The sequence below is a fragment of the Parasphingorhabdus sp. genome (assembly GCF_059726685.1).
The window spans coordinates 668,604-695,104 of record NZ_AP041068.1 but is presented as its reverse complement, the minus strand read 5'-3'; the positions used below and the strand labels follow the sequence as shown (position 1 = coordinate 695,104).

Annotated in this window: 31 protein-coding genes; 19 read left to right on the top strand and 12 right to left on the bottom strand. The window is 54.2% G+C overall.

Going from position 1 to position 26,501, the window contains the following annotated elements:
- Positions 1-301: 301 nt before the first annotated feature.
- From AC6I9Z_RS03500 to AC6I9Z_RS03490, 3 genes are all read left to right on the top strand, one after another.
- On the top strand, positions 302-742 hold the full coding sequence (locus tag AC6I9Z_RS03500) for a VOC family protein (protein ID WP_461456989.1): 441 nt from the start codon (positions 302-304) through the stop codon (positions 740-742).
- A gap of 141 nt (positions 743-883) precedes the next feature.
- The gene (locus AC6I9Z_RS03495) at positions 884-1,321 is read left to right on the top strand and encodes a hypothetical protein (protein ID WP_461456991.1); all 438 of its coding nucleotides are present in this window, start codon (positions 884-886) and stop codon (positions 1,319-1,321) included.
- Between the two features lie 100 nt (positions 1,322-1,421).
- Positions 1,422-2,093, top strand: a complete 672-nt coding sequence (locus AC6I9Z_RS03490; RefSeq protein ID WP_461456993.1) for a glutathione S-transferase family protein — start codon at positions 1,422-1,424, stop codon at positions 2,091-2,093.
- On the opposite strand, the gene AC6I9Z_RS03485 is transcribed toward AC6I9Z_RS03490, so the two are convergent.
- Both AC6I9Z_RS03485 and ubiG read right to left on the bottom strand, forming a co-directional pair.
- A complete protein-coding gene (locus AC6I9Z_RS03485) occupies positions 2,090-2,557 on the bottom strand; it encodes a GNAT family N-acetyltransferase (RefSeq protein WP_461456995.1) in 468 nt (155 codons plus the stop codon). The genes AC6I9Z_RS03490 and AC6I9Z_RS03485 overlap by 4 nt on opposite strands.
- Positions 2,554-3,315, bottom strand: a complete 762-nt coding sequence (ubiG, locus tag AC6I9Z_RS03480) for a bifunctional 2-polyprenyl-6-hydroxyphenol methylase/3-demethylubiquinol 3-O-methyltransferase UbiG (protein ID WP_461456997.1) — start codon at positions 3,313-3,315, stop codon at positions 2,554-2,556. Before ubiG ends, AC6I9Z_RS03485 begins: the two co-directional genes overlap by 4 nt.
- 72 nt (positions 3,316-3,387) lie before the next feature.
- Between ubiG and AC6I9Z_RS03475 the strand changes: the two genes are divergently transcribed.
- From AC6I9Z_RS03475 to AC6I9Z_RS03450, 6 genes are all read left to right on the top strand, one after another.
- Entirely contained in the window at positions 3,388-4,656 is a 1,269-nt protein-coding gene (locus AC6I9Z_RS03475) for an aspartate kinase (RefSeq protein WP_461456999.1), read from the top strand.
- A gap of 3 nt (positions 4,657-4,659) precedes the next feature.
- Positions 4,660-5,664, top strand: coding sequence for an NAD(P)H-dependent flavin oxidoreductase (locus tag AC6I9Z_RS03470; RefSeq protein ID WP_461457001.1), 1,005 nt, complete (start codon positions 4,660-4,662; stop codon positions 5,662-5,664).
- A gap of 53 nt (positions 5,665-5,717) precedes the next feature.
- Positions 5,718-6,254 carry a PH domain-containing protein gene (locus tag AC6I9Z_RS03465; RefSeq protein ID WP_461457003.1) on the top strand — a complete coding sequence of 179 codons (537 nt, stop codon included), beginning with the start codon at positions 5,718-5,720 and terminating at the stop codon, positions 6,252-6,254.
- Positions 6,251-7,768, top strand: a complete 1,518-nt coding sequence (locus AC6I9Z_RS03460; RefSeq protein WP_461457005.1) for a PH domain-containing protein — start codon at positions 6,251-6,253, stop codon at positions 7,766-7,768. The genes AC6I9Z_RS03465 and AC6I9Z_RS03460 overlap by 4 nt, the downstream gene beginning before the upstream one ends.
- A gap of 83 nt (positions 7,769-7,851) precedes the next feature.
- Positions 7,852-9,621: a DUF885 domain-containing protein gene (locus AC6I9Z_RS03455; RefSeq protein ID WP_461457007.1), complete on the top strand. Its 1,770-nt coding sequence runs from the start codon at positions 7,852-7,854 to the stop codon at positions 9,619-9,621.
- 1 nt (position 9,622) lies between these two features.
- Positions 9,623-10,090 carry a hypothetical protein gene (locus AC6I9Z_RS03450; RefSeq protein WP_461457009.1) on the top strand — a complete coding sequence of 156 codons (468 nt, stop codon included), beginning with the start codon at positions 9,623-9,625 and terminating at the stop codon, positions 10,088-10,090.
- An 8-nt stretch (positions 10,091-10,098) separates the two neighbouring features.
- On the opposite strand, the gene AC6I9Z_RS03445 is transcribed toward AC6I9Z_RS03450, so the two are convergent.
- The 9 genes from AC6I9Z_RS03445 to AC6I9Z_RS03405 all read right to left on the bottom strand — a co-directional run bounded on the left by AC6I9Z_RS03445 (position 10,099) and on the right by AC6I9Z_RS03405 (position 17,297).
- Positions 10,099-10,755, bottom strand: a complete 657-nt coding sequence (locus AC6I9Z_RS03445; RefSeq protein ID WP_461457011.1) for a hypothetical protein — start codon at positions 10,753-10,755, stop codon at positions 10,099-10,101.
- Between the two features lie 53 nt (positions 10,756-10,808).
- Positions 10,809-11,345, bottom strand: a complete 537-nt coding sequence (locus AC6I9Z_RS03440; protein WP_254054304.1) for a demethoxyubiquinone hydroxylase family protein — start codon at positions 11,343-11,345, stop codon at positions 10,809-10,811.
- Between the two features lie 11 nt (positions 11,346-11,356).
- Positions 11,357-11,836: a disulfide bond formation protein B gene (locus AC6I9Z_RS03435; protein WP_461457013.1), complete on the bottom strand. Its 480-nt coding sequence runs from the start codon at positions 11,834-11,836 to the stop codon at positions 11,357-11,359.
- Between the two features lie 10 nt (positions 11,837-11,846).
- A complete protein-coding gene (locus AC6I9Z_RS03430; RefSeq protein ID WP_109355869.1) occupies positions 11,847-13,211 on the bottom strand; it encodes a S41 family peptidase in 1,365 nt (454 codons plus the stop codon).
- A gap of 117 nt (positions 13,212-13,328) precedes the next feature.
- On the bottom strand, positions 13,329-14,525 hold the full coding sequence (locus AC6I9Z_RS03425; protein WP_461457016.1) for a murein hydrolase activator EnvC family protein: 1,197 nt from the start codon (positions 14,523-14,525) through the stop codon (positions 13,329-13,331).
- Between the two features lie 3 nt (positions 14,526-14,528).
- Entirely contained in the window at positions 14,529-14,951 is a 423-nt protein-coding gene (locus AC6I9Z_RS03420; protein WP_461457017.1) for a 23S rRNA (pseudouridine(1915)-N(3))-methyltransferase RlmH, read from the bottom strand.
- A gap of 18 nt (positions 14,952-14,969) precedes the next feature.
- Positions 14,970-15,356 (bottom strand): ribosome silencing factor, encoded by a 387-nt coding sequence (gene rsfS / locus AC6I9Z_RS03415; protein WP_497811342.1) that lies wholly within the window; start codon positions 15,354-15,356, stop codon positions 14,970-14,972.
- A 35-nt stretch (positions 15,357-15,391) separates the two neighbouring features.
- Positions 15,392-16,033 (bottom strand): nicotinate-nucleotide adenylyltransferase, encoded by a 642-nt coding sequence (locus tag AC6I9Z_RS03410; protein WP_461457019.1) that lies wholly within the window; start codon positions 16,031-16,033, stop codon positions 15,392-15,394.
- Positions 16,034-16,043: 10 nt separating this feature from the next.
- Positions 16,044-17,297 (bottom strand): glutamate-5-semialdehyde dehydrogenase, encoded by a 1,254-nt coding sequence (locus AC6I9Z_RS03405; RefSeq protein ID WP_461457021.1) that lies wholly within the window; start codon positions 17,295-17,297, stop codon positions 16,044-16,046.
- 256 nt (positions 17,298-17,553) lie between these two features.
- Here AC6I9Z_RS03405 and AC6I9Z_RS03400 point away from each other — a divergent pair, with 256 nt between their 5' ends.
- Together AC6I9Z_RS03400 and AC6I9Z_RS03395 are read left to right on the top strand one after the other, a co-directional pair.
- Positions 17,554-18,750: a M23 family metallopeptidase gene (locus AC6I9Z_RS03400; protein WP_461457023.1), complete on the top strand. Its 1,197-nt coding sequence runs from the start codon at positions 17,554-17,556 to the stop codon at positions 18,748-18,750.
- Positions 18,743-19,165, top strand: coding sequence for a bactofilin family protein (locus tag AC6I9Z_RS03395; RefSeq protein WP_254054305.1), 423 nt, complete (start codon positions 18,743-18,745; stop codon positions 19,163-19,165). The genes AC6I9Z_RS03400 and AC6I9Z_RS03395 overlap by 8 nt, the downstream gene beginning before the upstream one ends.
- Positions 19,166-19,295: 130 nt before the next feature.
- On the opposite strand, the gene AC6I9Z_RS03390 is transcribed toward AC6I9Z_RS03395, so the two are convergent.
- Positions 19,296-20,804: a YifB family Mg chelatase-like AAA ATPase gene (locus tag AC6I9Z_RS03390; protein ID WP_461457025.1), complete on the bottom strand. Its 1,509-nt coding sequence runs from the start codon at positions 20,802-20,804 to the stop codon at positions 19,296-19,298.
- A 202-nt stretch (positions 20,805-21,006) separates the two neighbouring features.
- Here AC6I9Z_RS03390 and AC6I9Z_RS03385 point away from each other — a divergent pair, with 202 nt between their 5' ends.
- From AC6I9Z_RS03385 to AC6I9Z_RS03350, 8 genes are all read left to right on the top strand, one after another.
- Positions 21,007-21,759: an alpha/beta hydrolase gene (locus tag AC6I9Z_RS03385; protein ID WP_461457027.1), complete on the top strand. Its 753-nt coding sequence runs from the start codon at positions 21,007-21,009 to the stop codon at positions 21,757-21,759.
- A gap of 109 nt (positions 21,760-21,868) precedes the next feature.
- Entirely contained in the window at positions 21,869-22,264 is a 396-nt protein-coding gene (locus AC6I9Z_RS03380; protein WP_461457029.1) for a hypothetical protein, read from the top strand.
- Positions 22,265-22,405: 141 nt separating this feature from the next.
- A complete protein-coding gene (gene rpmH / locus AC6I9Z_RS03375) occupies positions 22,406-22,540 on the top strand; it encodes a 50S ribosomal protein L34 (RefSeq protein ID WP_082788408.1) in 135 nt (44 codons plus the stop codon).
- Between the two features lie 33 nt (positions 22,541-22,573).
- Positions 22,574-22,969, top strand: a complete 396-nt coding sequence (rnpA, locus tag AC6I9Z_RS03370) for a ribonuclease P protein component (protein ID WP_461457032.1) — start codon at positions 22,574-22,576, stop codon at positions 22,967-22,969.
- Positions 22,970-22,974: 5 nt separating this feature from the next.
- Positions 22,975-23,187, top strand: coding sequence for a membrane protein insertion efficiency factor YidD (gene yidD / locus AC6I9Z_RS03365; RefSeq protein ID WP_109355927.1), 213 nt, complete (start codon positions 22,975-22,977; stop codon positions 23,185-23,187).
- Positions 23,188-23,278: 91 nt separating this feature from the next.
- On the top strand, positions 23,279-25,108 hold the full coding sequence (gene yidC / locus AC6I9Z_RS03360; protein WP_461457033.1) for a membrane protein insertase YidC: 1,830 nt from the start codon (positions 23,279-23,281) through the stop codon (positions 25,106-25,108).
- Positions 25,105-25,725 (top strand): ribosome biogenesis GTP-binding protein YihA/YsxC, encoded by a 621-nt coding sequence (gene yihA / locus AC6I9Z_RS03355; protein WP_461457035.1) that lies wholly within the window; start codon positions 25,105-25,107, stop codon positions 25,723-25,725. The genes yidC and yihA overlap by 4 nt, the downstream gene beginning before the upstream one ends.
- Before the next feature lie 102 nt (positions 25,726-25,827).
- Complete coding sequence (locus AC6I9Z_RS03350; protein ID WP_109355930.1) at positions 25,828-26,499, top strand: glutathione S-transferase family protein; 672 nt, start codon at positions 25,828-25,830, stop codon at positions 26,497-26,499.
- The last annotated feature ends 2 nt before the right edge of the window (positions 26,500-26,501 follow it).

The following is a 26,501-nucleotide window of genomic DNA, read 5'->3' as shown; positions in this document are numbered from 1 at the left end:
AGCGACTATATTATCCATCGATAGCGTTCACAGAGTGGATAGATATAGCCGCGTGGCAAAGCTTTCGGTCACTTTGTCAGATGGCGAAGCCGTGACAGCCTTCGGTCTGACAAAACACCTATCATATTGTTCAACGGGCGATCGGGTTTCTGTCCGGATGATTCAGTTCGAAAAAGAAGCCAACAACTTTTACCGTCTCGTTTCAGATTCGTGCACAAAACCTGATATTGGCCCTCATTGGTAAGCCTATAGCAGTTGACTTTGTTCTTGTTTTGATCTCACCTTCTGTTATGCTTGATAGATGACAGATCGGCGTGATGTGGCGGCGGGGATAGGCCTGCTTGGGCTAACCGGCCTTGCATCCTGTGCGCCCAAATCTGCCTCCCGATTAACAGGAACCAACACTATGCCCAAAATCACGCCCAATTACATGGAAATGAAAGCGACTGACCTCGGTGCCAGTAAGGCCTTTTATGAAAAAGCCTTTGACTTTGCCTTTACCGACTACGGCCCGGAATATGCCGCTGTCGAAGGCGGGCCAGTACAGATTGGGCTCGCGACGGGAGAAGAACCGCCCGCACCCATGCCGACCTTTGAAAGTGATGATCTGGAAGCCGCGCTAGCGAAGGTGAAAGCGGCCGATGGCGAGATCGTCAAAGAGATTTTCGCCTATCCCGGCGGTCGGCGATTTGAATGCCTTGACCCTTCGGGCAATCGCCTGGCCATTTATCAGGTCGCCTGATTTCGGTTTTCCGTGCCTGTTTTACGGCAATTTACGATCCTTGCTGGATGACTCTGCGCAGGTTCAGCTTTGACTCAGATGTAGGCTGGTAGACGCCAAGTGTCGTTGGCGAACAACGATGACTGTTTAGGAGGCTCAGCTATGCGATCACTTTTCTCTCTCCCTTTATTGGCCGTGTCGCTGAGCCTTTCTGTTCCGGCTGCGGCGCAGGATGAAGGCGCTGAATCCGAATTGATCGAAAAACTCAACGATCCGGAATTTCAGGATGGCATGGTGTCGATGATGTCCGGCTTTATGGCGGCAATGATGGACTTGCCCATTGGTCAATTCGCGGCCGCGATGGAAAAAGCTGTCCCCGAAGACTTGGATGGTGGCGAGACATTTTCCGATATTGATCCCGATGCCACATTGGGCGAGCTGGCCGCGCGCGACAATCCTGATTTCAACGCCGATATGGAAGACACAATGCGCAAAGGCACCGCTATGATGGGCATTATGGCAACCGAATTTGGAGCTTTGCTTCCGCAACTCAAAGCCATGAGTGAGAAGATGAAAAAGCGTATGGATGCACTGGAATAGGCTTGTCTTGCAGGTCGTTTTGTAACGCCTGACCCTCTATTCGCAGTTTCGCGCATCAAGCCCCTTCCCCCGCAGCACAAACCCGATTAACAGCAATGTTATGTGGCAGTTATTCCAGTTTCCTTTATGTCCGTTTTCGCGCAAAGTCCGCCTGCTTTTGGGCGAAAAATCTGTCGGCTATGAACTGGTGCGCGAATCACCCTGGGAGCAGCGGGATCAGTTTCTGGATATGAACCCGGCGGGCCGTACGCCGGTTATGCGCCATGATCAGCGGGATATCATCCTCATCGATAGCGTAGCGATCTGCGAATATATTGAAGAAACGGTCGAAAAGACTCCCATGATCAACGGCACGGCGACCAATCGTGCCGAAATTCGCCGACTGGTCGCCTGGTTTGACGAGCAATTTTACGGCGATGTCACCGCGCCGTTGCTCTATGAGCGCATGCACAAGCGCATCGTTCACCGCCAACCGCCAGACGCAAAGCTGCTGCGCGAAGCCATGCGGCGTGCCAATGTCCATCTCGACTATATTGACTATCTGATTGATCATCGCAGCTGGCTGGCCGGAGCGACTATGAGCTTGGCTGACCTGACAGCGGCGGCGCAAATATCGGTCGCGGATTATCTCGGCGGCATTGACTGGACCGGACATGATCAAACAAAAGCCTGGTATGCGATGTTCAAATCGCGTCCGTCTTTCCGTCCTCTATTGTCCGAACGCATGGAAGTGATTGCACCACCGGCACATTACGAGAAAGTGGATTTTTAAGACGCTTTGGAATCATCGCTGGCGAAGCGAAGAATCATCTGCACCTTGTCCATATCAGGTGCAAAACCATCTTTCTCAATATCCACTATATCGAAACCGAATTTTGCGAAAAACGGTGCAATCTTAGGGGTTGTGAACAGCTCCACCTCTTGAAAGCGGCCTGACGCTTTGATCGCTCGCAAGCGATATTCGGCCAGCAATCGGCCCAAACCTGACCCTTGACGGGCATTGTCGATCATACCCCAGGTAAATCGTGCCTGTCCGCGATCTTCTTTCACAAAGCCGCCGCAGCCGCATATTTCAGTAGCCTGCTCAACGACGAAATAGTCGCCGTCCGGCCGATCCAGAAATTTGGAAAAATCACCCCGCTCGCTTGCATCGAAATAGCGCGGCACATTGCTATCAAACAACGCCAAGCAGGCGTCTTTATCGGTCGCGACAAACGGCCGGATGGTGGCATTCATCCACGCACCACGGTCATCAGGTAATTGAGTGCCAGATTGTCGGAAAGTGAAAAACCATGTGATGGGCTATAGGACAGGCCAGTCGTATCCATCACTTTCAAACCTGCCGAATCAAGCAGTTTTTCTAACTCTTCGGGCGTAAAAAACTGGTCATGATGATGTGTCCCCTTGGGAATACGCCCAGTCATTTCGGCGAGATCGACCAACATCAGCTTCGACATGGCTGTGCGGTTGGGGGTTGAGAGGATCATCAAGCCATCATCGGCCAGCGCGTTGGCCAATCCGGCCACGAAACTATCGGTATCATCAACATGCTCGATGACTTCAAGCGAAGTTACCAGATCGAAACCACTTTCTCCGAACTTTTCTATCCCGACATTGCGATAATCGATGTTCAGTCGCTGGGGTTCAGCATGCGCCTTTGCCGCCGCGATATTTTCCGGCGCAGCATCGAGCCCAGTCACATCCGCGCCCATGCGCGCCAAAGGTTCGCAAACCAGTCCGGCACCGCAACCGACATCCAGCGCGCGCTTGCCTGCCAACGGTCTCAAATCGTCAGCTTTGATACCAAAATGCAAGTTGACTGCATCCCGGATGTAGCCCAGCCGCACCGGATTGAGCCGGTGGAGCATGGCCGATGACCCGTTCGGATCCCACCAGTCGGCCGCCAAGGCGCCAAAATGGGCCGCTTCTTGCGCGTTTATCGTGCTTTTCGTTGCGCCTGAAACCGGGCTGTTGCTGATGCTTGCGTTTGTCATAACGTCTCTTTATCACAGCCCGCGCGTCTCGTTCAGACCCTTTTTTCAATAGAAAGACAGATAACAGGCATCATGGCACGCATAGTGATGAAATTTGGTGGCACGTCTATGGCGGGGATCGAACGTATCCGCCGGGTCGCGCAGATTGTGAAACAACAATCCGACGCCGGGCATGCAGTCGCGGTAGTCGTCTCGGCTATGGCCGGCGACACCGACAGACTGGTTAATTTCTGCCGCGAAGCCAGTTCGTTATATGATGCTGCAGAATATGATGTGGTGGTCGCAAGCGGCGAGCAAGTCACATCCGGCCTGCTCGCCATCGCTTTGCAATCTCTGGGCGCGAAAGCGCGCAGTTGGCTGGGTTGGCAAATGCCGATCCGTACCATCGAGTCGCATAGCAAGGCCCGGATCGAAACCATTGATGCTGATGACCTGACCGCCTCCATGAAAAGTGGGGAAATAGCTATCATCCCCGGCTTTCAGGGTATTAGCAAAGATGGCCGGATCACTACATTGGGCCGCGGCGGATCTGACACCAGTGCCGTGGCCATTGCCGCAGCTGTCAAAGCGGATCGCTGCGATATCTATACAGATGTCGACGGCGTTTACACGACCGACCCGCGCATTGTGACCCGGGCACGCAAGTTGAAAACAGTGACTTTTGAGGAAATGCTGGAATTAGCCAGTGTCGGCGCAAAAGTATTGCAGACGCGATCAGTGGGTCTTGCAATGAAAGAAAATGTCAAAATTCAGGTGCTTTCCTCATTTACCGAGGAAGGCGTCAATTACACTGCCGATGACCTGCCCGGGACAATGATCGTCAGCGAAAGCGAAATGGAGAAACAGGATATGGAGCGCCAACTGATAACGGGCATCGCCCATGACAAGAATGAATCCAAAATCACGCTGACCCGCGTGCCGGACAAGCCGGGTGCTGTGGCGAATATATTTGAGCCGCTTGCCGAGGCTGCGATCAACGTCGATATGATCATTCAGAACGTCGGCCGCGAAAAAGGCGAAACCGACGTGACCTTCACCGCGCCTACGAGCGATCTCGACCGGACGATGCAGGTGCTGGAGCAAGCCAAGGAAGGTATCGGCTATAACCGGTTAATTTCCGACACGAACGTAGCGAAAATATCGGTTGTCGGCGTTGGTATGAAAAGCCATGCCGGTGTCGCTTCGACGATGTTCAAGTCACTCGCAGACCGCGGTGTAAACATCCAGGCGATTACAACGTCGGAAATCAAGGTCAGCGTGCTGATAGAAGAAGACTATACCGAACTGGCACTCAGGGTGCTTCACACCGCCTATGGCCTGGATGCAGAGGATGCAGCTTAACCTATGACTCAATCCAAACTCTCCGCGTTAATGCAGCGCGGCACCGACTTGCTTGGCAGCGAGACCGCAATCATGTGCGGCGCGATGAGCTGGGTGTCCGAGCGCAATCTTGTAAGCGCCATTTCCAATGCTGGCGGCTTTGGCGTCATTGCTTGCGGCGCGATGACCCCGGAATTGCTCGATACCGAGATTGCAGAAACAAAAAAGCTGACCAGCAAGCCCTTTGGCGTCAACCTCATCACCATGCATCCGGATTTGATGAAGCTAATAGAGATATGCGGCAATCATGACGTCAGCCATGTCGTGCTGGCCGGAGGTCTTCCGCCCAAAGGCAGTCTGGAGGCGATCAAGGAAATCGGTGCAAAAGTCATTTGTTTCGCCCCGGCAATGGCGCTCGCAAAGAAGTTCATCCGCTCCGGCGTCGATGCTATTGTGATTGAGGGCATGGAAGCGGGCGGCCATATTGGACCGGTTGCAACTTCGGTTCTGGCACAGGAAATCCTACCCCAAATTGCTGATCAGGTCCCTGTTTTTGTGGCTGGCGGCATCGGCACAGGCGACATGATTGGTGCCTATCTTGAAATGGGCGCTAGCGGTGTTCAGCTGGGTACCCGTTTCGTCTGTGCACATGAATCCATCGCCCATCCCGATTTCAAAAAAGCCTTCATGCGCGGCAATGCCCGCGATGCTGTGACCAGCGTTCAGGTCGACCCGCGCCTGCCGGTCATTCCTGTACGCGCTCTCAAAAACAAAGGCACCGAAGAATTCACCCGTAAACAGATTGAAGTCGCCAAGTTGCTCGATGCTGGCGAAATAGAAATGGGCGAAGCACAATTGCAGATCGAACATTTCTGGGCCGGAGCGCTACGCAAAGCGGTGATCGACGGCGATGTCGAAAATGGCAGCGTCATGGCAGGGCAGTCGGTCGGCATGGTCAAGGCCGAGGAAAGTGTGGTGGATATAATAAAGACGCTGACGAAAGAAGCGGAGGCAGCGCTGGCGCGCTAGAGCACAAATCTATCCGTCTTGCCTAAATAACACAGCTCCGGCATAGTTGCCGAATGACCGAAGCTGTTACCTCCCCTGACCCGCTTGCAGAAATGGAGCAGGATAAGGCCCGCGCCTATAACCAGGGGCTGACACCGCTGCATCCACCTCAAAAGTCTCTGATCCGCCTGAATATTATTGTTCTTGCCGCCATATTGATTGTGGCCGCAATCGTCGTCGAATTTGCGATCCGCAACGAACTGCCAGGCATTGGCGGCATGATCATCGGACCGGTGACGGCCATCATGCTGTTTCTGATCATTCTGCTGCCCGGCCGCATCTATCGCCGCTGGGGCTATAACATGGGTGACGAACAGCTGCGGGTTTTGCGCGGCTTCATGTGGCGGACGGATACGATCGTACCGTTTAACCGCATCCAGCATATCGACGTGGCTCAAGGCCCTTTCCAGCGGGCATTTGGGCTGTCGGCCCTGATCGTGCACACGGCAGGCACGCATAACAGCATTGTTGCCTTGCCGGGCCTGAGCACACCTGATGCGGAGGTTATGCGCGACACGATAAAGGGCCATATTCGCCAAGACATGATATGAATGACACGCCCCTGACCACAGCAACCGAAGAGTCGGTTGCAAACGATAGCGCGTCCTTCCGCCGCCTGCACCCGCTCAGCATCATATTGAAATCCGTCGCTGCTATCGGGCAAAATCTGATCGCTATGGGTGTGCTCTATTTCAGCGTTTTTGATCAGAATATCGTCTATGCCGGTTTGGCGGCCCTAGCCCTATTGGCCTTTATAATCGGGATAAACGCGCTGATCTGGTCGCGCTTCACCTATCATGTCGGGCCCAAGGAAATCCGGATCAAAAGCGGCCTGCTCAGCCGCAATAATCGCTCCATTCCTTTTGACCGGATTCAGGATGTGAGTCTGGAGCAAAAGCTTGTCAGCCGGATATTGGGACTGGCAACGGTCAAGCTGGAGACAGGCGCCGGGGGTAGTGAGGATGGCAAACTCGATGCGCTGGCCCTGGCTGATGCCGAGGCGCTGCGAGATACGGTGCGGGACTATAAATCGGGCGTTGCAAAAAACACGGCAGAGCAAATCCAAGCTAACATCCCGGAAACGGCAGAGAGAGCGCCGGTATTTGCCATGGATAACCGGAGAATATTTATCGCCGGGCTTTTCAATTTTTCCTTTGTGCTGCTTGCGATTTTGGCGGCTATCGCCCAGAATCTTGATTTCCTTTTGCCAGATGAATTTTTCAATCCCAGATACTGGTTGGAACAATTATCTGAGCAGGATGTGGTCAATGGTCTCAGCTTTTCGGCACAGGTTGCAGGAGCCATTGGCGCGCTTGTTTCCCTGATCGCGGTTGGCTCGGGCAGCGGCATCATCCGTACGTTCATCCGTGAATATGGCTTCCGTCTGGATCGTGTGGATCGAGGTCAACCTGGTTTCCGGCGTCGGCGCGGCCTGTTCACACTTACTGACATGGTCATGCCGATCCACCGGGTGCAGGCGACCATTCTCAGAACCGGTCCGGTCCGTCAGCGTTTTGGCTGGTATCACCTGAAATTTCAATCGCTTGCAAGTGATGGAAGCGGCGAAAGCGACCATAGCGCTGCCCCCTGCGCGCAGATGGACGAAGTCGACGCGATATTGGCAGAAACCAAGATCGCCAATGTGTCGCCCGACCTTATTTTCCAACGTGTCGATCCGGCATTATGGTGGCGCGATGCACTTATTCTGGCAGTAATATTGGCGACCGTGAGCGTCGGCCTTGGTGTCATAATCCATCCCGGCTTTTATGCACTGATATTGTTGGCTATTCCGGTCATCGCTGTGATGTTTCTGAACTGGCGGCATCATCAATATGCCCTGACACCAGCCCAGCTGTTCGTCCGTGCCGGCTGGTGGCGGCGGAAATTGACGATAGTGCCCATCCGCAAGGTCCAGACAGTTGATATAAGCCAGTCTCCTCTGGATCATCCGCTTGACCTTGCCACCATTACGGTCGGGATTGCGGGCGGATCACCCATAGCGCCGCTCAGGATCAATGATATTCCCATCACATCAGCAATGGCGTTGCGCACAAAGCTGATTTGACGTGGATCTGAAATGATGGCGCTTGACAGGGGCTGCTGAATATCCTCGATAGTTGCAAGAGATATTTCTTGCAGGAGAACAGCATGCGCCGGGCACATTTCATCACATTGGTTTCTCTCACAGCGCTTGCGATCAGCGCGCCGGTTCGTGCCGAAGAGGACAGAGAAACCAAATCGTCCGAACTGCATCAGATTATCGACGATTACTGGACCTATAATCTTGGACAATATCCCGAATTTGCTTCCTCCCTGGGCGTTGCAGATTCCGATGGCCGGGTCACCGACCAAAGCCTGGAAGCTGAAGACAAGCGGGTTGAGAAAGCCAAAGCCTGGCTGGCGCAGCTCGAACAGATCGACCAGAACAGACTGTCCGAAGATGACAAAACCAACTTCGGTATCCTCAGGCGTAGCCTGGCCGAACAGGTTGAAGCGAGCACCTATGGCCAACGTACCATCAATTTCACCAATCGCAGCGGCTGGCATCAAAGCTTTGCCAGCATGCAGAACAACCTGCCATTTCGCACCGCGGCGGATTATCGAACTTATGTAAGCCGCCTGCAAAAATACGGGATTGTCCACAGGCAATCGATATCTGTTGCCAATCAGGCGCTCCAAGGCGGCTATGTCCAGCCATGTGTCTCGATGGTCGGCTATGAGACCAGCATTTCCGGGCTCATCAAGGAAGATCCCAAAGAATCACGCTTTTTTGAGCCGTTCAAGCGGACCAAACCCGATGGAATTGATCAAGCGACGTTCGACCAGATCGCAACTGATGCCTCGAACACAATTACCACCGTCATAAATCCTGCGCTGACCGAGCATTTGAACTGGTACAATAGCCAATATGCTCCCAATTGCGCGAAGGCGCCCGGCGTATCTGCCCAGCCTGGCGGAGACAAATATTATGATTTTCGCATTCGCCAGATGACGACCACGAACAAGTCGGCGGACGAGATTCACAATATCGGCCTGTCCGAAGTCGCCCGCATCCGGGCCGAAATGGTGGAAGTTGCCAAACAGGCCGGTTTTGAGACACGCGAAGCCTTTATTCAGGACCTGCGGACCAACCCCAAATATTATGCCAAGACGCCCGAAGAGCTGATGGAAAAAGTGGCGCGGGTGACGAAACTCATTGATGGCAAGATGCCGTCGATCATCGGCAAGCTGGCGCGTTTACCCTATGGAATCAAGGAGATACCGGCAGAAACGGCAGAAGGCACCACAACGGCTTACTATAATCCGGGATCGCCAGATGTCGGCATAGCGGGCTTTTATTATGTCAACACGTCCAAGCTGGATCAGCGGCCATTCTGGGAAATCCCTGCGCTCAGCGTTCATGAAGCGGTGCCTGGCCATCATATGCAGATTGCCTTGCAGCAGGAACTCGACATGCCCGATTTCCGCAAGCATGGCGCATTTTTCACTGCATTTGTTGAAGGCTGGGGCCTCTATTCCGAGCGCCTGGGTATAGAAATGGGCCTTTATGATACGCCAGCCAAAGATATGGGCCGGCTATCCTATGAAATGTGGCGCGCCACGCGGTTAGTGGTCGATACCGGTATACACTCAAAGGGTTGGAGCAAGCAGCGGGCGATTGATTTCATGACCGACAACACTGCGCTGAGCACCGCCAATATCGAGGCAGAAGTGAACCGCTATATCAGCTGGCCCGGACAGGCGCTGGCCTATAAAATGGGCGAACTCAAAATCCGTGAGCTGCGCGCCAAAGCGACTGAAACTTTAGGCGCGAAATTTGACCTGCGCGAATTTCATGATGTTGTCCTCGGTCAGGGCGCCGTCCCGCTCGATATGCTGGAGGCCCAGGTAAATCGCTGGATCGAAGAGAAGAAATAGAATGAGTATTTTTCACAAATCATTGGCGATCGCTAGCCTTGCAATCGCTACGCCTTCTCTTGCACAGACCACTCCTGAGACCATAGCCAATACTGTATTGGCAGACCTCAAGGCCGGTGATGCAACCAATGTCGTGGAAAACATTTTGGCAAAAGCGCCCTTGATATCAACGGGACCTGCCGAAAAGACCAATTTGATCAATACCCTCAACACGCTTTTCTCCAGCTATGGACGGGTCGAGGGGTGGGAGCTGGTCGGTTCGCGCCATGCTTCAAGCCGGTATGTCGAGCATAGCTATATCGTCTTTCAAGAAAAATACGCTATGTCCTTGGAACTTAAATTCTACCAAGGAAAAGAGGGCTGGAACCTGACCGCATTCAACTTTAACGACAAACTGGACAAACCAATTGAAGCTCAGTTTATGGAAGACTTGGAAAAGTCCCTAGAAAGCCTAGCCGATAAAAACTAACGGACAGCCTATTGGCCTTCGTCATCCACAGGAACAGGCGGCGGCGTTTCATCGGCACCGGGTGGTACAGCCAGATCGTTATCCGCTCGAGTACCGGCTTCCTGCTTTTCCAGAGCCGCGGCGTCCTGTGCTTCCAGCCGCGCGCGCGCTTCGGCGGCTCCGGCTTCACGTGCTTCACGTTGTGCTTCAATCTCGCGCAACCGCTCCTCGACCGCTTCGGCTTCGCTATCAATCCGGGCCAGCCGCTTCTGACGTTCCTCTTCGATCAACCGACCCCAATTGACGGTGTCATCCTGCCCTTTTTCGGCATAGGCCTGACGCAGCAACCGCTGCGTACAACCGGTGAAACCACCAGCTCCGGTAGGCGAACAGCTTTGCGTGCCGTCTTTGCCGACATATTCATAGGCCCGTACACGCTGTGACCAGGCTTCATTTTTGGCATCATTGGGATTGTCGCGAAGTGTTTCGGGAATCCGGTAACGTTCTGATTCATCCTTGCGAGCGCAAACAACTATTTCGCCGTCGGTGCTTTGCGGGCAAGGGTCATCACCATAGATGACCAGTTGATTGACCCGATCGCCGCCAGCATCCTGCGCCATGGCGGGTGGTGCCAACATCACACCTGCAAACAGCAGGGGTGCCGAAAATGAAGCTAATTTTATCATATTCATCCTTTGCCAGCGACTGAATGAACCCGTGCTGAAGGGCGATAATCCAGTCAGAACCGTTTTGAAAGCCCGATCGCGACCTTACACCCCAACCGAATGGCAGCGCTTAGTACGGGATAGCCAGGGGTATCTTCAGCGCCCGCCTCAATCGCTGTCTGCTTATGCTCCAGTTCCTCTTCCCGAAACTCCGCAATCTTACTGAGCAATTCCGGATCATTTTCCGATTCCAGCTGCTCCATCTGTTCCTGGTAATGCAGGTCAATTTCCGTCTCAACCGCGGCGGTACAAGCCATAGCGGCGCGCGGTCCCATGATCGCAGTACCTGCACCAAGCGCATAACCCGCCACTTTCCAGAAGGGTTGCAGCACGGTTGGCCGGACGTTGCGTTCAACAATCATTTGGTCAAATGCATCCAGATGCCGCTGTTCCTGCTCTGCCATATGGTGGATTGCACTGCTGTCCGGCGCGTCATCCCCCATCACAGCAAGCTGGCCCTTGTAAATCTGCGCCGCACCATATTCACCGGCCTGATTTACCCGGATCATCGAGGCGATATCCGGTTTTGCTTTTCCCAATGTCTCAGCCATTGCGTGTCCTTTCAGGCCCCGTCTTTCCGGCCCATTGCCATCAACACCAAGATGAGCATCGCGCCGCCAACAGACAAGAGGAAATTATATCCGGCCAGAGAAATTCCAAACAGGGACCATGGCGCAACATCACAGCGCACCAACGGCGCGTTCATGATCGAATCGAGCATATCACCGCCAGCTGGGACGTTGGTTGCGCAGGACGTGATCCCTTCCCACCAGCCATATTCAACTCCGGCGTGGAAACCACCAATCAAGCCGCTGGTCAAAATACCCACAGCGGCCAAAAGCAGGAGCAACAAGGAAGCCGTCTGCTTGCGCAAAAGCAGTGCACCCATTGCAAAAATTATCGCCGCGAGATGCGGCCAACGCTGCCACATGCACATTTCGCAAGGATAAAGGCCAAAGCCATATTCGCTGATCAAAGCCCCACCGAGCAAAGATGACGGGATGATCAAAGACAGCCATAAGGCTGCACGGGAAAGGGCCATATCTGGCTTCCTAGTTTTTAGCAGTTACCGGTTTCGCAGGCTTTTTTGCCGCAGCTTTGTTCATAGCTACTTTCAGACCTTCTGGCCCCAAACGACCAATGGTTTGCAAAGCATAATGCAGCTGAAAATCTTCGATGCCTTCTTTTTCCAGCTCTTCGGCCGTTTGCGTAAAACGCGGATCATCCTTGGCGTCTTCTTCCAACACGTCATCTTCCAGCTTCACTTCGTTGATAAGATGCCTGCGCAAATCGGATTCGCGGAAACGCGGACGGGTTTTGTAATCAGGATCCGATAATTGCGGAACCATGATATCCGGTTCAATGCCGCCTTCCTGCACCGATTTGCCAGACGGTGTGTAATAACGCGCCGTGGTCAGCCGCAGAGCAGAGGTATTGGAGAGCGGCAGCAATGTCTGCACCGATCCCTTACCAAAGCTGCGTTCACCCATGACCAGACCGCGATGATGGTCCTGCAAGGCGCCGGCAACAATCTCCGAAGCCGAGGCGGAACCCGCATCGATCAGCACGATAACCGGTAGGCCATTGGCCGCATCTCCGCTTTTCGCAAAATAGCGTTCAATGTCGGATTTGCCGCGACCGCGCTGCGACACAATTTCTCCGCGCGACAGGAACACGTCAGATACGTTGACTGCTTCATCAAGCAGGCCGCCGGGATTGGAGCGCATATCCAGAACATAGCCCAATGGTTTTTTTCCAAGCGCCTTGTCGATACCGACAATGGCCGCTTTCACGTCCGCACCGGTATCGTTTGAGAAGCTGTTAATGCTGATCACACCAACCTTGTCTTTCACTTCCCAAGTGACAGGTTTCAGGTCAATAACCGCACGGTTCATTGAAACGTCAAACGGTTTGTCCCGGCCGGGGCGTACAATTGTCAATTCGATAGGAGAACCCGGTTTACCGCGCATCTCCTCAACCGCTTCATCAAGCGATCCGCCGTAGATCAGCGCTCCGTTAATGTGGGTAATATAGTCGCCAGCCTTCACACCGGCTTTGTCCGCTGGTGTGTCCTTGAACGGTGCGATCACTTTGACAGCACCATCTTCCATCGTAACGGAAAGGCCTAGACCGCCATAATTACCGTCTGTCTGCGTCCGCAGGTTTTCAAAATCACGCGCATCCAAAAAACTGCTGTGCGGATCAAGGCTGCCGAGCATGCCGTTAATCGCGCCCTTGATCAGGTCCGCATCATCCACCTGATCGACATAATCCGTCCGAACCCGGTCAAACACGCTCATAAACTGTTCCATCTCGCGATAGGTATTCGCATCGACAGCAGAAATGGCAGACGTGGTTGCGGGCAACAGCGCGACGGTCAGAACCAGAGCGGTTGCTTGCAGAAAGGGCTTTTTCATAGTCAAAATCCTGTGAGTCTTGATATGCCTTAAATATAGGCCTGAAAATGCGGTAATGCCAAGGACCTTAACCAACTATGACGTTAATCATCGACGAACGTCATTTTACTGGCCATTTCATCCCACAAGAGCGGCAATATCGATCGGACGCCCATTGCGCCGCAGTTCCACGGTCACTTCGGGGTCATTTTGGCCTGATCGGCCAATTGGAGCTCCTTGAACCACTTCATCACCCACGGTTGCACTGGTCGTCGCCATATTGGTGATCAGGCTGGTCCATTTCTCGTCATGTTCGATGATAAGGATATTCCCGTAGTCGCGATAGCGCCCGGCAAAAGCGACCCGCCCCGCCGCGGGTGCGACGATCTGAGCCCCTGGATCTACCGCTATGGTCAGACCGCGGGAACGATAACCACTATCTGATATCTCACCCAAACCCGTCACGATATCGCCAACAACCGGCAACCGATAGGCGTTTGCAACGTCGGCCGGACGCGCTCGGTTGCAGGCAGGACCATCGCCATTCTGGTTGGGACGCAACAGCGGACCATCCAGCCGGGACAGCGATTCGCGAACAGCGCCGCTTTCGCGAATTTGATCCATCAGGTCGAGTATATCCCTTGCTTCTTCGCCCAAGGCCAGAGCGCGATCCTGTTCCAGACCGGCATCATCCGAAAATTGCCGGGCCTCAATCCGTTCATTGGCTTGCAAACCGGCCAGCTGTTTACGCCGCTGTGCCAGGCGTTGCTGGCTTTCATTCAGCGAAGCTATTGCCCGGGCAGACTGCGCTCGCAACTTTTCGCCCTGCTGCACTTCGCGGCGCAAATTGGCCGTACGCTGTTCGATCTCGGGAACCACTGTCGACATGATCGAGCGGATGTAGATGAGTTCATCGAGTGACCGCGGTTCGACCAAAGCCAGTGCGGTGGGTTTACGCGTCATCATCTGCAGTGCGGCGGTCAGTCGTACCACCGGCCCTTGTTTCTCCGCCAACCGGGCGCGCTGACGCTCCTGCAAGCGTTCAACAATCGCAATACGGGATCGTGCCGCACGGATATCGGCTTCTGCGGCCTGTATGCGCGCGGCGAGCGCGGCCGCTTCAATCCCGATCCGGTCTGCTTCATTGGTCGAAGCCTCCGCCTGACGGCGCAAAGCATCGCTGCGTTGGCGGGCCTTATCCGATTGTTCGCGAGCGGAAACCAGGGATCGCTGTTGTTCTTCCAGTGACGGTCCGGGGGTTTGAGCAGTCAGAGTTCCTGCAAAAAAAGCACCGATGGCGACCAGACCGAGCAGCAGAAAAAGCCAGCGCAGCACTCCTTAGCCCTCTCGATGATAAGGATGATTGGCGATGATTGCAGTCGCCCGAAACAGCTGCTCGGCCAGCATGGCTCTGGCCATCAGATGCGGCCAGGTCGCTTTGCCAAAGGAGAAGAAATGGTCGGCGCTGCTGCGCTCTTCTTCAGTCAAACCGTCCGCCGCTCCGATAAGGAAGCGCGCCTCGCGCACCCCATTGTCGCGCCAGCTATTCAGAACCTTTGCAAAGGCCTTGCTGGTCCAGTTCTCTCCGGTTTCATCAAGTGCGATGATTTTCGTCTGATCGCTCATTTTCGGAGTTTTCCCGCCCTGCTCAGGCAGCTCACTCAACTTCACATCCCAGCTGATCCGCTTGACATAACGCTCCACCAGCTCCTGTTCAGGGCTGCGGCCGATTTTTCCGCGAGCGACGATATGGAGCCTCATATTAGAAAACCGCCCTTTTTAGACTTCCGCGGCCTCAGCTTCTGGCGCATCTTCTTCACCCACTGCCCACATGCGCTCCAGATTATAGAAACTGCGCACTTCGGGACGGAAGAGGTGAACAATCACATCACCCGCATCAATCAACACCCAGTCGGCATTGGCGAGGCCCTCAATACGTGCCTCTCCGCCAGCTTGCTTGATGCGCTCCACCAGTTTTTGGGCCATTGATGCGACCTGCCGGGTCGAACGCCCTTCAGCGATCACCATATGATCGGCAATATTGCTTTTGCCTTCAAGTCCGATCGTCACAATATCCTGCGCCTGATCATCGTCGAGCGATTTCATCACGAGAGCATAAAGGGCATCTGATTCGGCTTTTCCTTCTTTGGAATCAGCGGATTTCAGTGCTTTGCTTTTCGATTTCGTCAATTCAAATCCTATCAATCTGTCTGGCAAATCAATTTACGCGTCACAGCGTCGCGAACGCAGTGATTTGCATATTGCCGGTGCCAATGGGGCCGGGCCATCCGGATCGCGGTGGCCGAGCGGGGGTCGGGACGATAGCGCAAAAATGTCAGCGCTGGCGTACTCCATTCAGTCCAGTTCATACGCTGGCTCGCGGGCCGGACGGAGCGCCGGAGCCATGCCATTGCGGGTGCCGCAAGAGCATCGTCATTATAGCCGGGCCGCGCAATAACTGCAATCGGCAATAAACGGGCTATTTTCCGCCAGTCTTTCCAGCGGTGAAATTGCGCCAGATTGTCGGCTCCCATGATCCAAACAAATTGCCGTTTCGGATAGCGGTGAACCAACGCACGAAGAGTATCATAAGTGTATCGGGTGCCAATCATCTGTTCGATAGCCGTTGGCTTAATGGCACTACGTCTCGCCATTTTTCGGGCCGATGCCAACCGCGCTCCAAGCGGTGCCATGTCTTTGGAACCTTCTTTCAGCGGATTACCGGGTGATACCAACCACCATAGTTCGTCGAGCGCCAGTTCCTCCATCGCGAACAGGCTAATTGACCGGTGTGCGCCATGGGCAGGGTTAAAGGAGCCGCCGAGAAGGCCGGTTGTTTTCACGGACTGGACCTCAAGGCCGGACCTGCCCGGTACCACGCACAACCCATTTATAGGTGGTCAATCCCTCCAGCGCGACAGGGCCGCGGGCGTGCAGGCGCCCAGTGGAAATGCCGATTTCCGCTCCAAGTCCGAATTCTCCGCCATCGGCAAATTGGCTCGAGGCATTCCACATCACAATTGCGCTATCTGCGCGCTGAATGAACTGATCGGCCAATGCCTCATCTTCCGTCACAACCACGTCGGTATGATGAGAGCCATGTTCTGCGATATGGGCCAGCGCTTCATCCAGTCCGCCGACCATCCGTACAGACACAATAGGTGCCAGATATTCCGTATCCCAGTCTTGGGCATCCGCAGATACAGTGCGCGGATCAAGTTCCATGATCGCATCGTCGCCGCGTATTTCGCATCCTTCGTCAAGCAGCGCTCTTAACAATGGTCCGGGAGCGGGATAGTCCTGATCGATCAGCAATGTTTCCATCGCTCCGCAAACCCCGGTGCGACGCATCTTGGCGTTGACCGCGATGGCAATCGCTTTGTCCTGGTCGGCCGCCTTGCCGATATAAGTGTGACAAATGCCATCGAGGTGCGCGAGGACTGGCACGCGAGCCTCTTCCTGCACTCGCGCCACGAGAGATTTGCCGCCGCGCGGAATGATGATGTCAATGAGGCCAGAGGCTTTCAGCATCGCCCCAACGGCTGCGCGGTCAGTCGTTTGGACCAGCTGGATGGCATCTTCTGGCAACCCTGCTTCCACCAAACCTGCAACCATTGCCTTGTGAATTGCCCGATTGCTTTCAATCGCCTCTGATCCGCCGCGCAGGATGACGGCATTGCCCGATCGCAGCCCCAAAGCCGCTGCGTCTGCCGTCACATTGGGGCGGCTTTCATAGATGATACCGATGACGCCAAGCGGTACCCGCACCCGCTCCATGATCAGGCCGTTGGGCCGCTCATTTCGGTCAATAACTGCTCCGACAGGATCGGGCAGTGCCGCGACCTCCTCCACTGCCGACGCAATGGCGTCAAGCCGCTCTTCATTGATCATAAGTCGATCGAGCATGGCGTCATTCAAACCGTTTGCGCGACCGTTATCCATATCCTGAATATTAGCGGCCAAAATCTCGGATTGATGGGCGTGTAATTGCGCTGCCGCCGCGGTTAAAGCCCGCGCCTTCTGCGCGCTTGCCACGCCGGACAGGACCGCAAAAGCGGCACGTGCGCGCTGACCCATATCGGTCATAAGTTGCTGATGGTCACTCATCCGCATCTGCTAGCATGGCTATTGCTTTCCGATAAGCAAAAATCAGAATCAATCTGACGTCAAAATAAGTCACCATGAAAGTGACAAATCGCACAAACGAATCGAAAAAATCCATTACTGTCGGTTAATTTTACATTAATTTCGCAGCTCACCGCATCCCTGTTTCGACTCGTCACGAGTCGTGTGAAGAGGATTCGCCCCGTTAACGACCCTCTGCTAACCGCTGATCGGGGATTAGTAAGAGTAATTTCGGGTCATGCAAAATCACAAAACCAAGGGAGGGCTTTTGGCCCGGCTGGATCATTTGTTTACCGATCGCGAGTTTTTCATGCGAGCGAACGGACAGGTCCGGTTCCTTACAATTTCAGGGACGCTCCAAAAACGTGTCGCTATAACCGCAACCTCAGTCATTGGCCTTTGGCTGTTGATCACTTTGGCGATGACGGTCAATCAACTGACCGTGACCAGCGAGCGGATGGCGCTGGCGGAAAAAGAAGCCGCCGTAAACAGCAGCGAAAATCGGGTTGCCGCATATAAGGAATCGATCGACGGCGTGGCCAAAGATCTGATCCAGCGGCAGGATGCGATGGAGCAGATAACCCAGCAATTTATTGGCGAAGAAACGGCTGCAGAAAGCCAAAGCCTGACCGAGACGGAAAAAGAACTCTCCGAAAATACCAAGAAAATCAGCGCCGCTTTTCCAGAAGCCGCTGAACTGGCCCGGCTTGAAGCCCGGCAAATTGCTTTTGCCCACAAACTAACGCGTGCCGCCATGAAGCGCACCGCGCGCGCCGAAGCAGCGATTCGCGAATTTGGGCTTAATCCTGCAACCCTCTCGGCCACATCCAATGAAGCAGTCGGTGGTCCGCTGATTCCGTTTTTTGCCGGTGGCGAAAAAGAACTGCATCCCACGCTGGAGCGGTTAAACAACGCCTTGCTGCGAATGGATCAGCTGGAACGGACATTGCTGACCATACCTTCGGCCATGCCAGCAGATATTACCATGATGTCCAGCAACTACGGTTATCGCCGCGATCCATTTACCGGTGGCGGCGCGATGCATAATGGCATTGATTTTAAGGGACCTTATGGCCAGCCGATATTATCTGCGGCACGAGGCACGGTTAGCTATGCCGGATGGAAATCCGGCTATGGCAAAACGGTGGAAATTACGCATGGCAACGGCCTGATGACGCGCTATGCACATCTTTCCAAAGTTCATGTGACCACTGGTCAAAAAGTGAAACAAGGATTACAAGTGGGGGCTATGGGAAGCACTGGGCGATCAACTGGTACACATCTTCATTTTGAAGTGCGGCTGAACGGCAAAGCGGTGAACCCCCGACCATTTCTGGAGGCGAATACAGATGTTCTCAAAATCCAAGCCGTCGCAAGACAGCGAACCAACGCACCAAAGAAGCGTGCCGAAAAGTCAGGCTCCAGCCGTGGCTAGAAGCAGTGCAAGCAACGGATCAAGCTTCTCCATCATCGGAGACGGCATTGTAATTACCGGCAATATTGAAGCCAAGGTCGATTTGCATATTGACGGCGAGGTGATTGGCGACATCAGATGCCTGTCTCTGGTCCAAGGCCCATCGAGCAAAATTCAAGGCGCAATTGTCGCGCAGAATGCCAGCCTGTCTGGTTCAGTCGAAGGCTCGATTGAAGCCGGCGATCTGGTAATCAGCTCCAGCGCTCGTATTGGCGGTGATGTGTCTTATGAAAATGTCACCATTGAACAAGGCGGACATGTCGACGGCAAATTCAAACATAAGAGCGCCAAATCGCCAAACCTTGCCAAGACAACCGTGGACATGGCGAAAAAATCGCCACCATTAGAGCTGACTTCGGACGACAAGGCCGCTTAAGAAAACAGCTTCTCTTGTGAACTTTGCAAAGCGCATGATGTCCTTTCGGCCATTTTGCGCTTTTTGCATTTGATCAAATCTGGCGCGCAGCCTTTAGGAAAGCGGCGGGTCACACGCATGCCACCACTGTCTAGCCAACCGGTGCTTGCCGACGATAGCTGAGGGCTTCTGCAACATGGATCCGCTCGATCTGTTTGGCGTCCGCCAGATCAGCTATCGTTCTGGACACGCGAAGGACCCGGGTATAACTGCGGGCGGATAGCCGCATGACTTCTGCAGCCTGTGCCAGCAACTGCCGCCCTGCCTCATCCGGTGTCGCATGTTTTTCCAGCGCATCGCCGTCAATTTCAGCGTTGGTCCGGGCATCGAGAGCAGTATAGCGCTCACTCTGCACGCGCCGCGCCTTGGTCACTCTGGCCGCCACCGCAGCCGAGCCTTCGGCAGGGGCCGGCATCGTAAGGTCGGCCGCTGACAAGGCTTCCACCTCAATGTGCAAATCGATTCGGTCGAGCAGGGGTCCGGAAACTTTGGCCTGATAATCAGCTGCACATTTCGGTGCGCGTGAACAGGCAAGGCTCGCATCGCCAAGATGCCCGCAGCGGCACGGATTCATCGCCGCTACCATCTGCACACGTGCTGGAAAAGTAACATGGGCGTTCGCCCGCGCTACGCTCACCTCTCCGGTTTCCAGCGGTTGGCGCAGCGAATCCAGCACGGTGCGTTGGAATTCCGGCAGTTCATCAAGAAACAACACGCCTAAATGAGCGAGGCTGACCTCGCCGGGACGCACTTTCAGGCCGCCACCAACCAGAGCCGCCATGGAAGCAGAATGATGGGGATTTCGATAGGGTCGGGTCCGACTCATCTGGCCGCCCTCCAAAGTACCGGCCACACTGGCCACCATTGAAACTTCAAGGGCTTCGGCGGGTGACAAAGGTGGCAAGATACAAGGCAAGCAGGATGCAAGTAAGGATTTGCCCGAGCCTGGCGGACCGTTCATCAACAAATTATGTCCGCCCGCGGCCGCAATTTCTAGCGCGCGTTTGGCGGTTTCCTGACCCTTTACGTCTTTCAGATCCGGTCCTTGATCTGGCTCCGGTACGGTTCCAGCTTCGGGCGGTGTGAGCACCGACTGGCCTTTGAAATGATTGAGCAAAGCGAGCAGATCTTTCGGTGCCAATATTTCGACGTCGCCAGCCCAGGCCGCCTCCGCCCCCTGCAATGCGGTACATATCAGTCCCAAATTCTCGCTTGATGCATGTAAAGCTGCGAGCAGAACACCGGGCGTGGCTGCCAGCCGCCCGTCCAGAGACAATTCCCCCACCACCACATAACTGGCCAAAGTCTCCGCATCGATAATTCCCATCGCACCAAGCAAAGCCAGAGCAATGGGCAGATCATAATGCGAACCCTCCTTGGGCAAATCCGCAGGTGACAGATTAATCGTGATCCGTTTAGGCGGCAGTGACAAACCCAGAGCCGCTATCGCTGCCCGCACCCGCTCCCGGCTTTCGGCCACGGCTTTGTCAGGCAGTCCAACGATATTGAAAGCCGGCACGCCCGGGGCAACCTGGCACTGGACCTCGACCCCGCGTGCTTCCAGGCCCAAATAGGCGACAGTGGAAACCAGTGCTACCATATAATGCCTTATTGCCCTGTTACTGGCGCAACTGTGGCAAGGCGTATCCAAAGAGTCGAGCAAGACCAGAGGCTTGGCCGGAACCGTCAACAATCCCGACCCACACCTATTTCTGCGTCAGCTGCTGGTTAATCATCCACAAACCAATCGCTTCCACCCTTTATCAAGCGCCTTTGGACAAAAGCGGCCAATGCAACGGGGAATGAACCAACCAGCCCGCGAAAATCTGGGCATGCCTGATCATGGCAACGATCATGGTTTGAACGGGAATTTCGGCCTCGGACTCTGGGTCACTCTATTTGCCTTTTTCGCGCTGTTTCTATTGCCGGCCGAACAGGCACGGGCGTCCGGCTCCAGCTATACGGTCACCGAGACCATTGAGACGTTCGAATATGATCTTGTCGAACCGGAACATCAGAGCGGCTGGTCCAGCGCTCTCGCGCAGGAAAGCTATGGGCCTTTTCGGATGATATCGGAAGATACGGCAGAAATGTCGGGCACCGTAGACAGCTATTCGCCGGCCCTGTTTCAGCAGATGCTCCAACAACATCCCGGTATCAAACATATCGTAATGATCGACTGTGACGGGTCCATTGATGAAGATGCCAATCTGAACCTCGCGCGGCAAATTCGCCATGCCGGGATCAGTACACATGTGCCTGCGCGTGGTTCCGTGCGCTCAGGTGCGGTTGAGCTGTTTCTCGCCGGTGTGCGGCACACTGCCGACAAGGGTGCTGAATTTATTGTCCATAGCTGGATTGATGAAGACGGGCGGGAAGCCAATGACTATCCACCCAATGATCCGGTACATGCCGAATATCTGCGCTACTATGCCGAAATGGGTATTCCCGCTGACAAGGCCCGTGCCTTTTATGCACTGACCAACAGCGTTCCTTTTGCCCAGCAGCTCAAACTGTCCCGCAACGACCTGGTCCGCTTCCAGCTGTTACACTGAGGGCGACACCCATATCTATATCGATAAGTGTAAGTTACGGGTTCGGGGATTCTGCTCCGTCTCTCATTCATGCTATATGCATAAAATAGAATGATAATCGACCAAGAGCGTGATTTCTTCGACAGTGCGGCTTGCGGGTCATACCGCGATGCATCACATAGAGCGCATGAAAGTGGATATGGACGAGAAACTGAGAAAAAAAAGGTGGAGATACACATCGGGATCGCGTTTTGCGCTGTCGATGCTCGGCTTTGCGCTAATGCTGTTGTCCCCTATCGTCGGCGCTATTCCCGGGCCCGGTTTCATTATCATGTTCCCGATCGGACTGGCTCTTGTGCTGCAAAATTCACGCTGGGCGAAGAAACGCTACGTCGATTTCAAGCAGCGTTTTCCGAAATATGGTCAATGGACCGACTGGGCCATGCGCCGCAAACGGCACAAGAAGCTGCCGGATGATTTTGAACTGCCGATATTTGGTAAGGTAAAAACCAAGTCAGAAAGCTGATCTTTTTGTGCCACTTTTTTTAAGCGAACCTCGGGCTGACGCTTGACTTTCTGCGGCTGCGCACTTATCCGCAGCGTCAACAAGGTGGCCGCAGCTTTTAGCGGCCTTTTTTATCGAAATTTTAGACGTAGGATAAACGCGATGAAGCGCACATTTCAACCGAGCCGCCTGGTCCGCAAACGGCGCCATGGTTTCCGTGCCCGCAAGGCAACTGTTGGAGGCCGCAAAGTGTTGGCTGCCCGCCGTTCGCGTGGCCGCAAGAAGCTCTCTGCCTAAGGCACCTGCTCCTGCAGATAATCGGGTGATGCGGTGACCGATCCGCAGCCTCAACTTACCGAGAAGAAAAGACCCGTTCGCGATATCCAGGTGATTCGCAAGCGCCCGGATTTTCTTGCGGCGAATCGCGGCAAGCGATTCGTGACGCCCAGTTTCGTGCTGCTGGCATATAAGCGCCCAGAAGATCATCCCGCCGTTTCAGAAACTATACGCTACGGCACCACTGTAACAAAAAAAATTGGCAACGCGGTGGCCCGCAACCGCATGAAGCGCCGATTTCGGGCGCTTTTGTCCGAAACACTCCCCCAATATGGTATAATCGGAGCGGATCATATCATGATTGGCCGTAAGGAAAATGAGGAACGAGATTTCATCGTGATGAAAGCAGACCTTGAAAAAGCCCTGAAACATCTCGCCAAAAAGCTCTGAAAGCCATGATAAAAGCCGTTTTCATCTTCTTTGTACGCTGCTGGCAATGGGGCCCGTCACGCATTTTGCCACCGACCTGCCGGTACAGTCCGACCTGTTCAGCCTATGCGATCGAGGCGATCGAAAAACACGGTGCATTTAAGGGTAGCTGGTTGGGCGCGAAACGGCTATTGCGCTGTCATCCGTGGGGGGGCTCTGGTTATGACCCGGTTCCCTGAACCCAATATTATATCAAGCTGATTGAATAGGACAGGCACCAGTCTTACTTGGTGTAAAACCGATCTTTAAGACCAGAGTTTAGGAAAAATAGTGGACGACAAGCGTAATATCATCATGGCGGTCTTGCTAACCGGCATCATTCTGTTTGGCTGGCCAGTCCTGATGGAAACATTTTTCCCGGACATGGTGAACAAAAATGAAGCGGTTGAGCAATCCGAACAGGCTACTGCCGATTCACAAGGAGCCACGCAGGCTGATGGGTCTGCTCCTGCTGTTTCGACTACACCCGGCTCCGCCACCATAGGCGCAGATGCCGCGGCGGGCACGATCCGCAAGCTGCCGGTTGTACTGGCAGAAAGTCCCCGCGTTGCAATTGAAACACCGCGCTTGAAGGGTTCGATCAACTTGCAGGGCGCACGGCTTGATGACCTGACGCTGACCGACCATACAACAGAGCTTGCCAAGGATAGTCCACCTGTGCGTCTATTCTCTCCATCCGGTACCAAGGACGCCTATTTCAGCCGTTTTGGCTGGGCTGGTGATGGCGTCACGCTGCCTAATGACAAAACGGTCTGGAACGCGGATCAGGACAAACTGACGCCCGACACACCTGTAACGCTGAGCTGGTCGAACGAAACCGGACAGACTTTTGCGATCACATTTTCAATTGATGAGAATTATCTGATCACAGCTGAGCAAAGCGCGACCAATCGCGGTGACAATGCAATCGCACTCAATCCTTTCGGTATACTCAGCCGAGTCCGCGACCTCGACAATGTGCCACCCGGAGAGGCCGATAGCTGGACCATCCACATAGGCCCAATGGGCGTGTTCGACGGAATCGCCAATTTCGATACCGATTATGATGATGTCGATGAAGCGGGCACCAATGGCATTGCGGCCGATGCTACCAAGGGTTGGGTCGGCTTCACCGACAAATATTGGCTCGGCGCGCTGATTCCTGTCAGCGATGCGAAAGTCGAAGCCAAGTTTCGCGCAGGAAGCGGCGACGTTTATCAAGCACAGATCGCCCGCGAAAATGCGCAAATCATTGCACCGGGCAAAGTACTGAAAACCACCACTCGCCTGTTCGCCGGTGCCAAGGAAACCGCCTTACTCGACACCTATAAAGAGCAATATAATATCACTTTGCTCGATCGTGCGGTTGATTGGGGTTGGTTCTACTGGTTTGAAAAACCGCTTTTCTATCTGCTTAACTGGTTGTTCAAGATGGTCGGCAATTTCGGGGTTGCGATCATCATTATGACTTTCATTGTACGGGGGCTCATGTTCCCGATCGCGCAGAAACAATTTGCTTCCATGGCACAGATGCGCGCCGTGCAGCCAAAGATGAAGAAAATTCAAGAAAAATATAAGGACGACAAGCAGAAGCAGCAGCAGGAAATCATGAAGCTGTACAAGGATGAAAAGGTCAATCCTTTGGCCGGTTGTCTGCCGATCTTCTTGCAGATTCCCATCTTCTTTGCACTGTATAAGGTGCTGATGCTTTCCATTGAAATGCGTCATGAGCCCTTTGCACTGTGGATCAAGGATTTGTCTGCGCCCGACCCGCTCACGCCGGTCAATCTGTTCGGCCTGATCCCGTTTGATCCACCAAGTTTCCTGGCTGTGGGGATATTGCCAATCCTGATGGGCATTACGATGCACTATCAATTCAAGCTGAACCCCCAGCAAATGGACCCGATGCAGCAACAGATTTTCGGCCTGATGCCGTGGATCCTTGTATTCATCATGGCACCCTTTGCCGCCGGCTTGCAGCTCTATTGGACAGTATCCAACGTCCTTACAATCGCGCAGCAGAAATGGCTCTATTCCCGCCATCCACAGCTGAAGGAGCAGATGGCCAAGGATGCTGAGGAAAAAGCGAAAAAGGCTGCGGAAGAAAAAGCGGGCGCATGACCCCGCTTCATCCGAAAATTTTTTCCGGGCCGATTTCTTTCCTGAAATCGGCACCGCAGCTGCAATTTTTGCCGGACCCGTCAGTACCGGAAATTGCCTTTGCGGGCCGGTCCAATGTCGGCAAGTCATCGCTGATCAACGCGCTGACCGGCCGCAACGGGCTTGCGCGGACATCCAATACGCCGGGCCGGACACAGGAATTGAACTTCTTCGATATCGGCGATCCGCTCATCTTCCGGATTTGCGATATGCCCGGCTATGGCTTTGCCAAGGCGCCGCCGAAAGTGGTTCAAAAATGGCGCTACCTGATCAACGATTATCTGCGCGGACGGCAAGTGCTCAAACGGACTTTTGTGCTGATCGACAGCCGTCACGGGATCAAGAATACTGATGAAGATGTGCTGGATATGCTCGACAAGGCAGCCGTCAGCTACCGGATCGTTATGACCAAGGCCGACAAGGTGAAAACAACCGCGCTGGAAGCGACCAAGGCAAAGGTCTTGGCAGAGGCGAAGAAGCATCCCGCAGCGCATCCAGATCTGATCATTACCTCTTCAGAGAAAAAGCAGGGCATTGACGAGCTGCGCATGGCCGTACTGGAAGCCGTTCAGATATAGGCTCAACTATCAGTTGGCGTAACTTTGCCCATCGCCATCGCGAACATCAGGATGTAAGATTCCCGCTTTCGCTTGCATGATGAGTGGGTTAGGTATGTGTCTATGAAACTGATAATCGGAAACAAAGCCTATTCCAGCTGGTCCATGCGCGGATGGCTCGCCTGCAAACAATCCGGCCTCTCTTTCGAAGAGCTCACCGTCCCGCTCTATGGAGAGGATTGGGATGATGTGCGGGAGACCGAGAATTTTGCTCCATCAGGCGGCAAAGTCCCGATCCTGTGGGATGGTGAAAGCGTGATCTGGGACAGTCTGGCGATTATCGACTGGCTCGCCGACAAGACCCATCGTGACCGTTTCTGGCCGAAGGACGAAACCGCCCGCGGCATGGCCCGGTCGATGGCCGCCGAGATGCACAGCGGCTTCATGGCCCTGCGCAAACAATGCCCGATGAACACACGCAAACGCTATGAAGGGCTTCAATTCACGCCAGAGGTCATTCAGGACGCCGCCCGTATCATGCAGCTTTGGGCACAGGCCCGGGCGCGCTTTGGTCGCGGCGGCCCGTTTCTGTTTGGCACTTTTGGCGCTGTCGATATCATGTACGCCCCGATCGTATCGCGTTTCCAAACCTACGGTGTTCAGGTTCCCGGCTTTGCCGCATCCTATATGGACACCATATTGGGCCATGACTGGATGATCGAATGGATGGAGGCTGCCGAGGAAGAACCCTGGGTGATTGAACATTTCGATACGCCAGAAGCTGCAAAAGGCTGAGC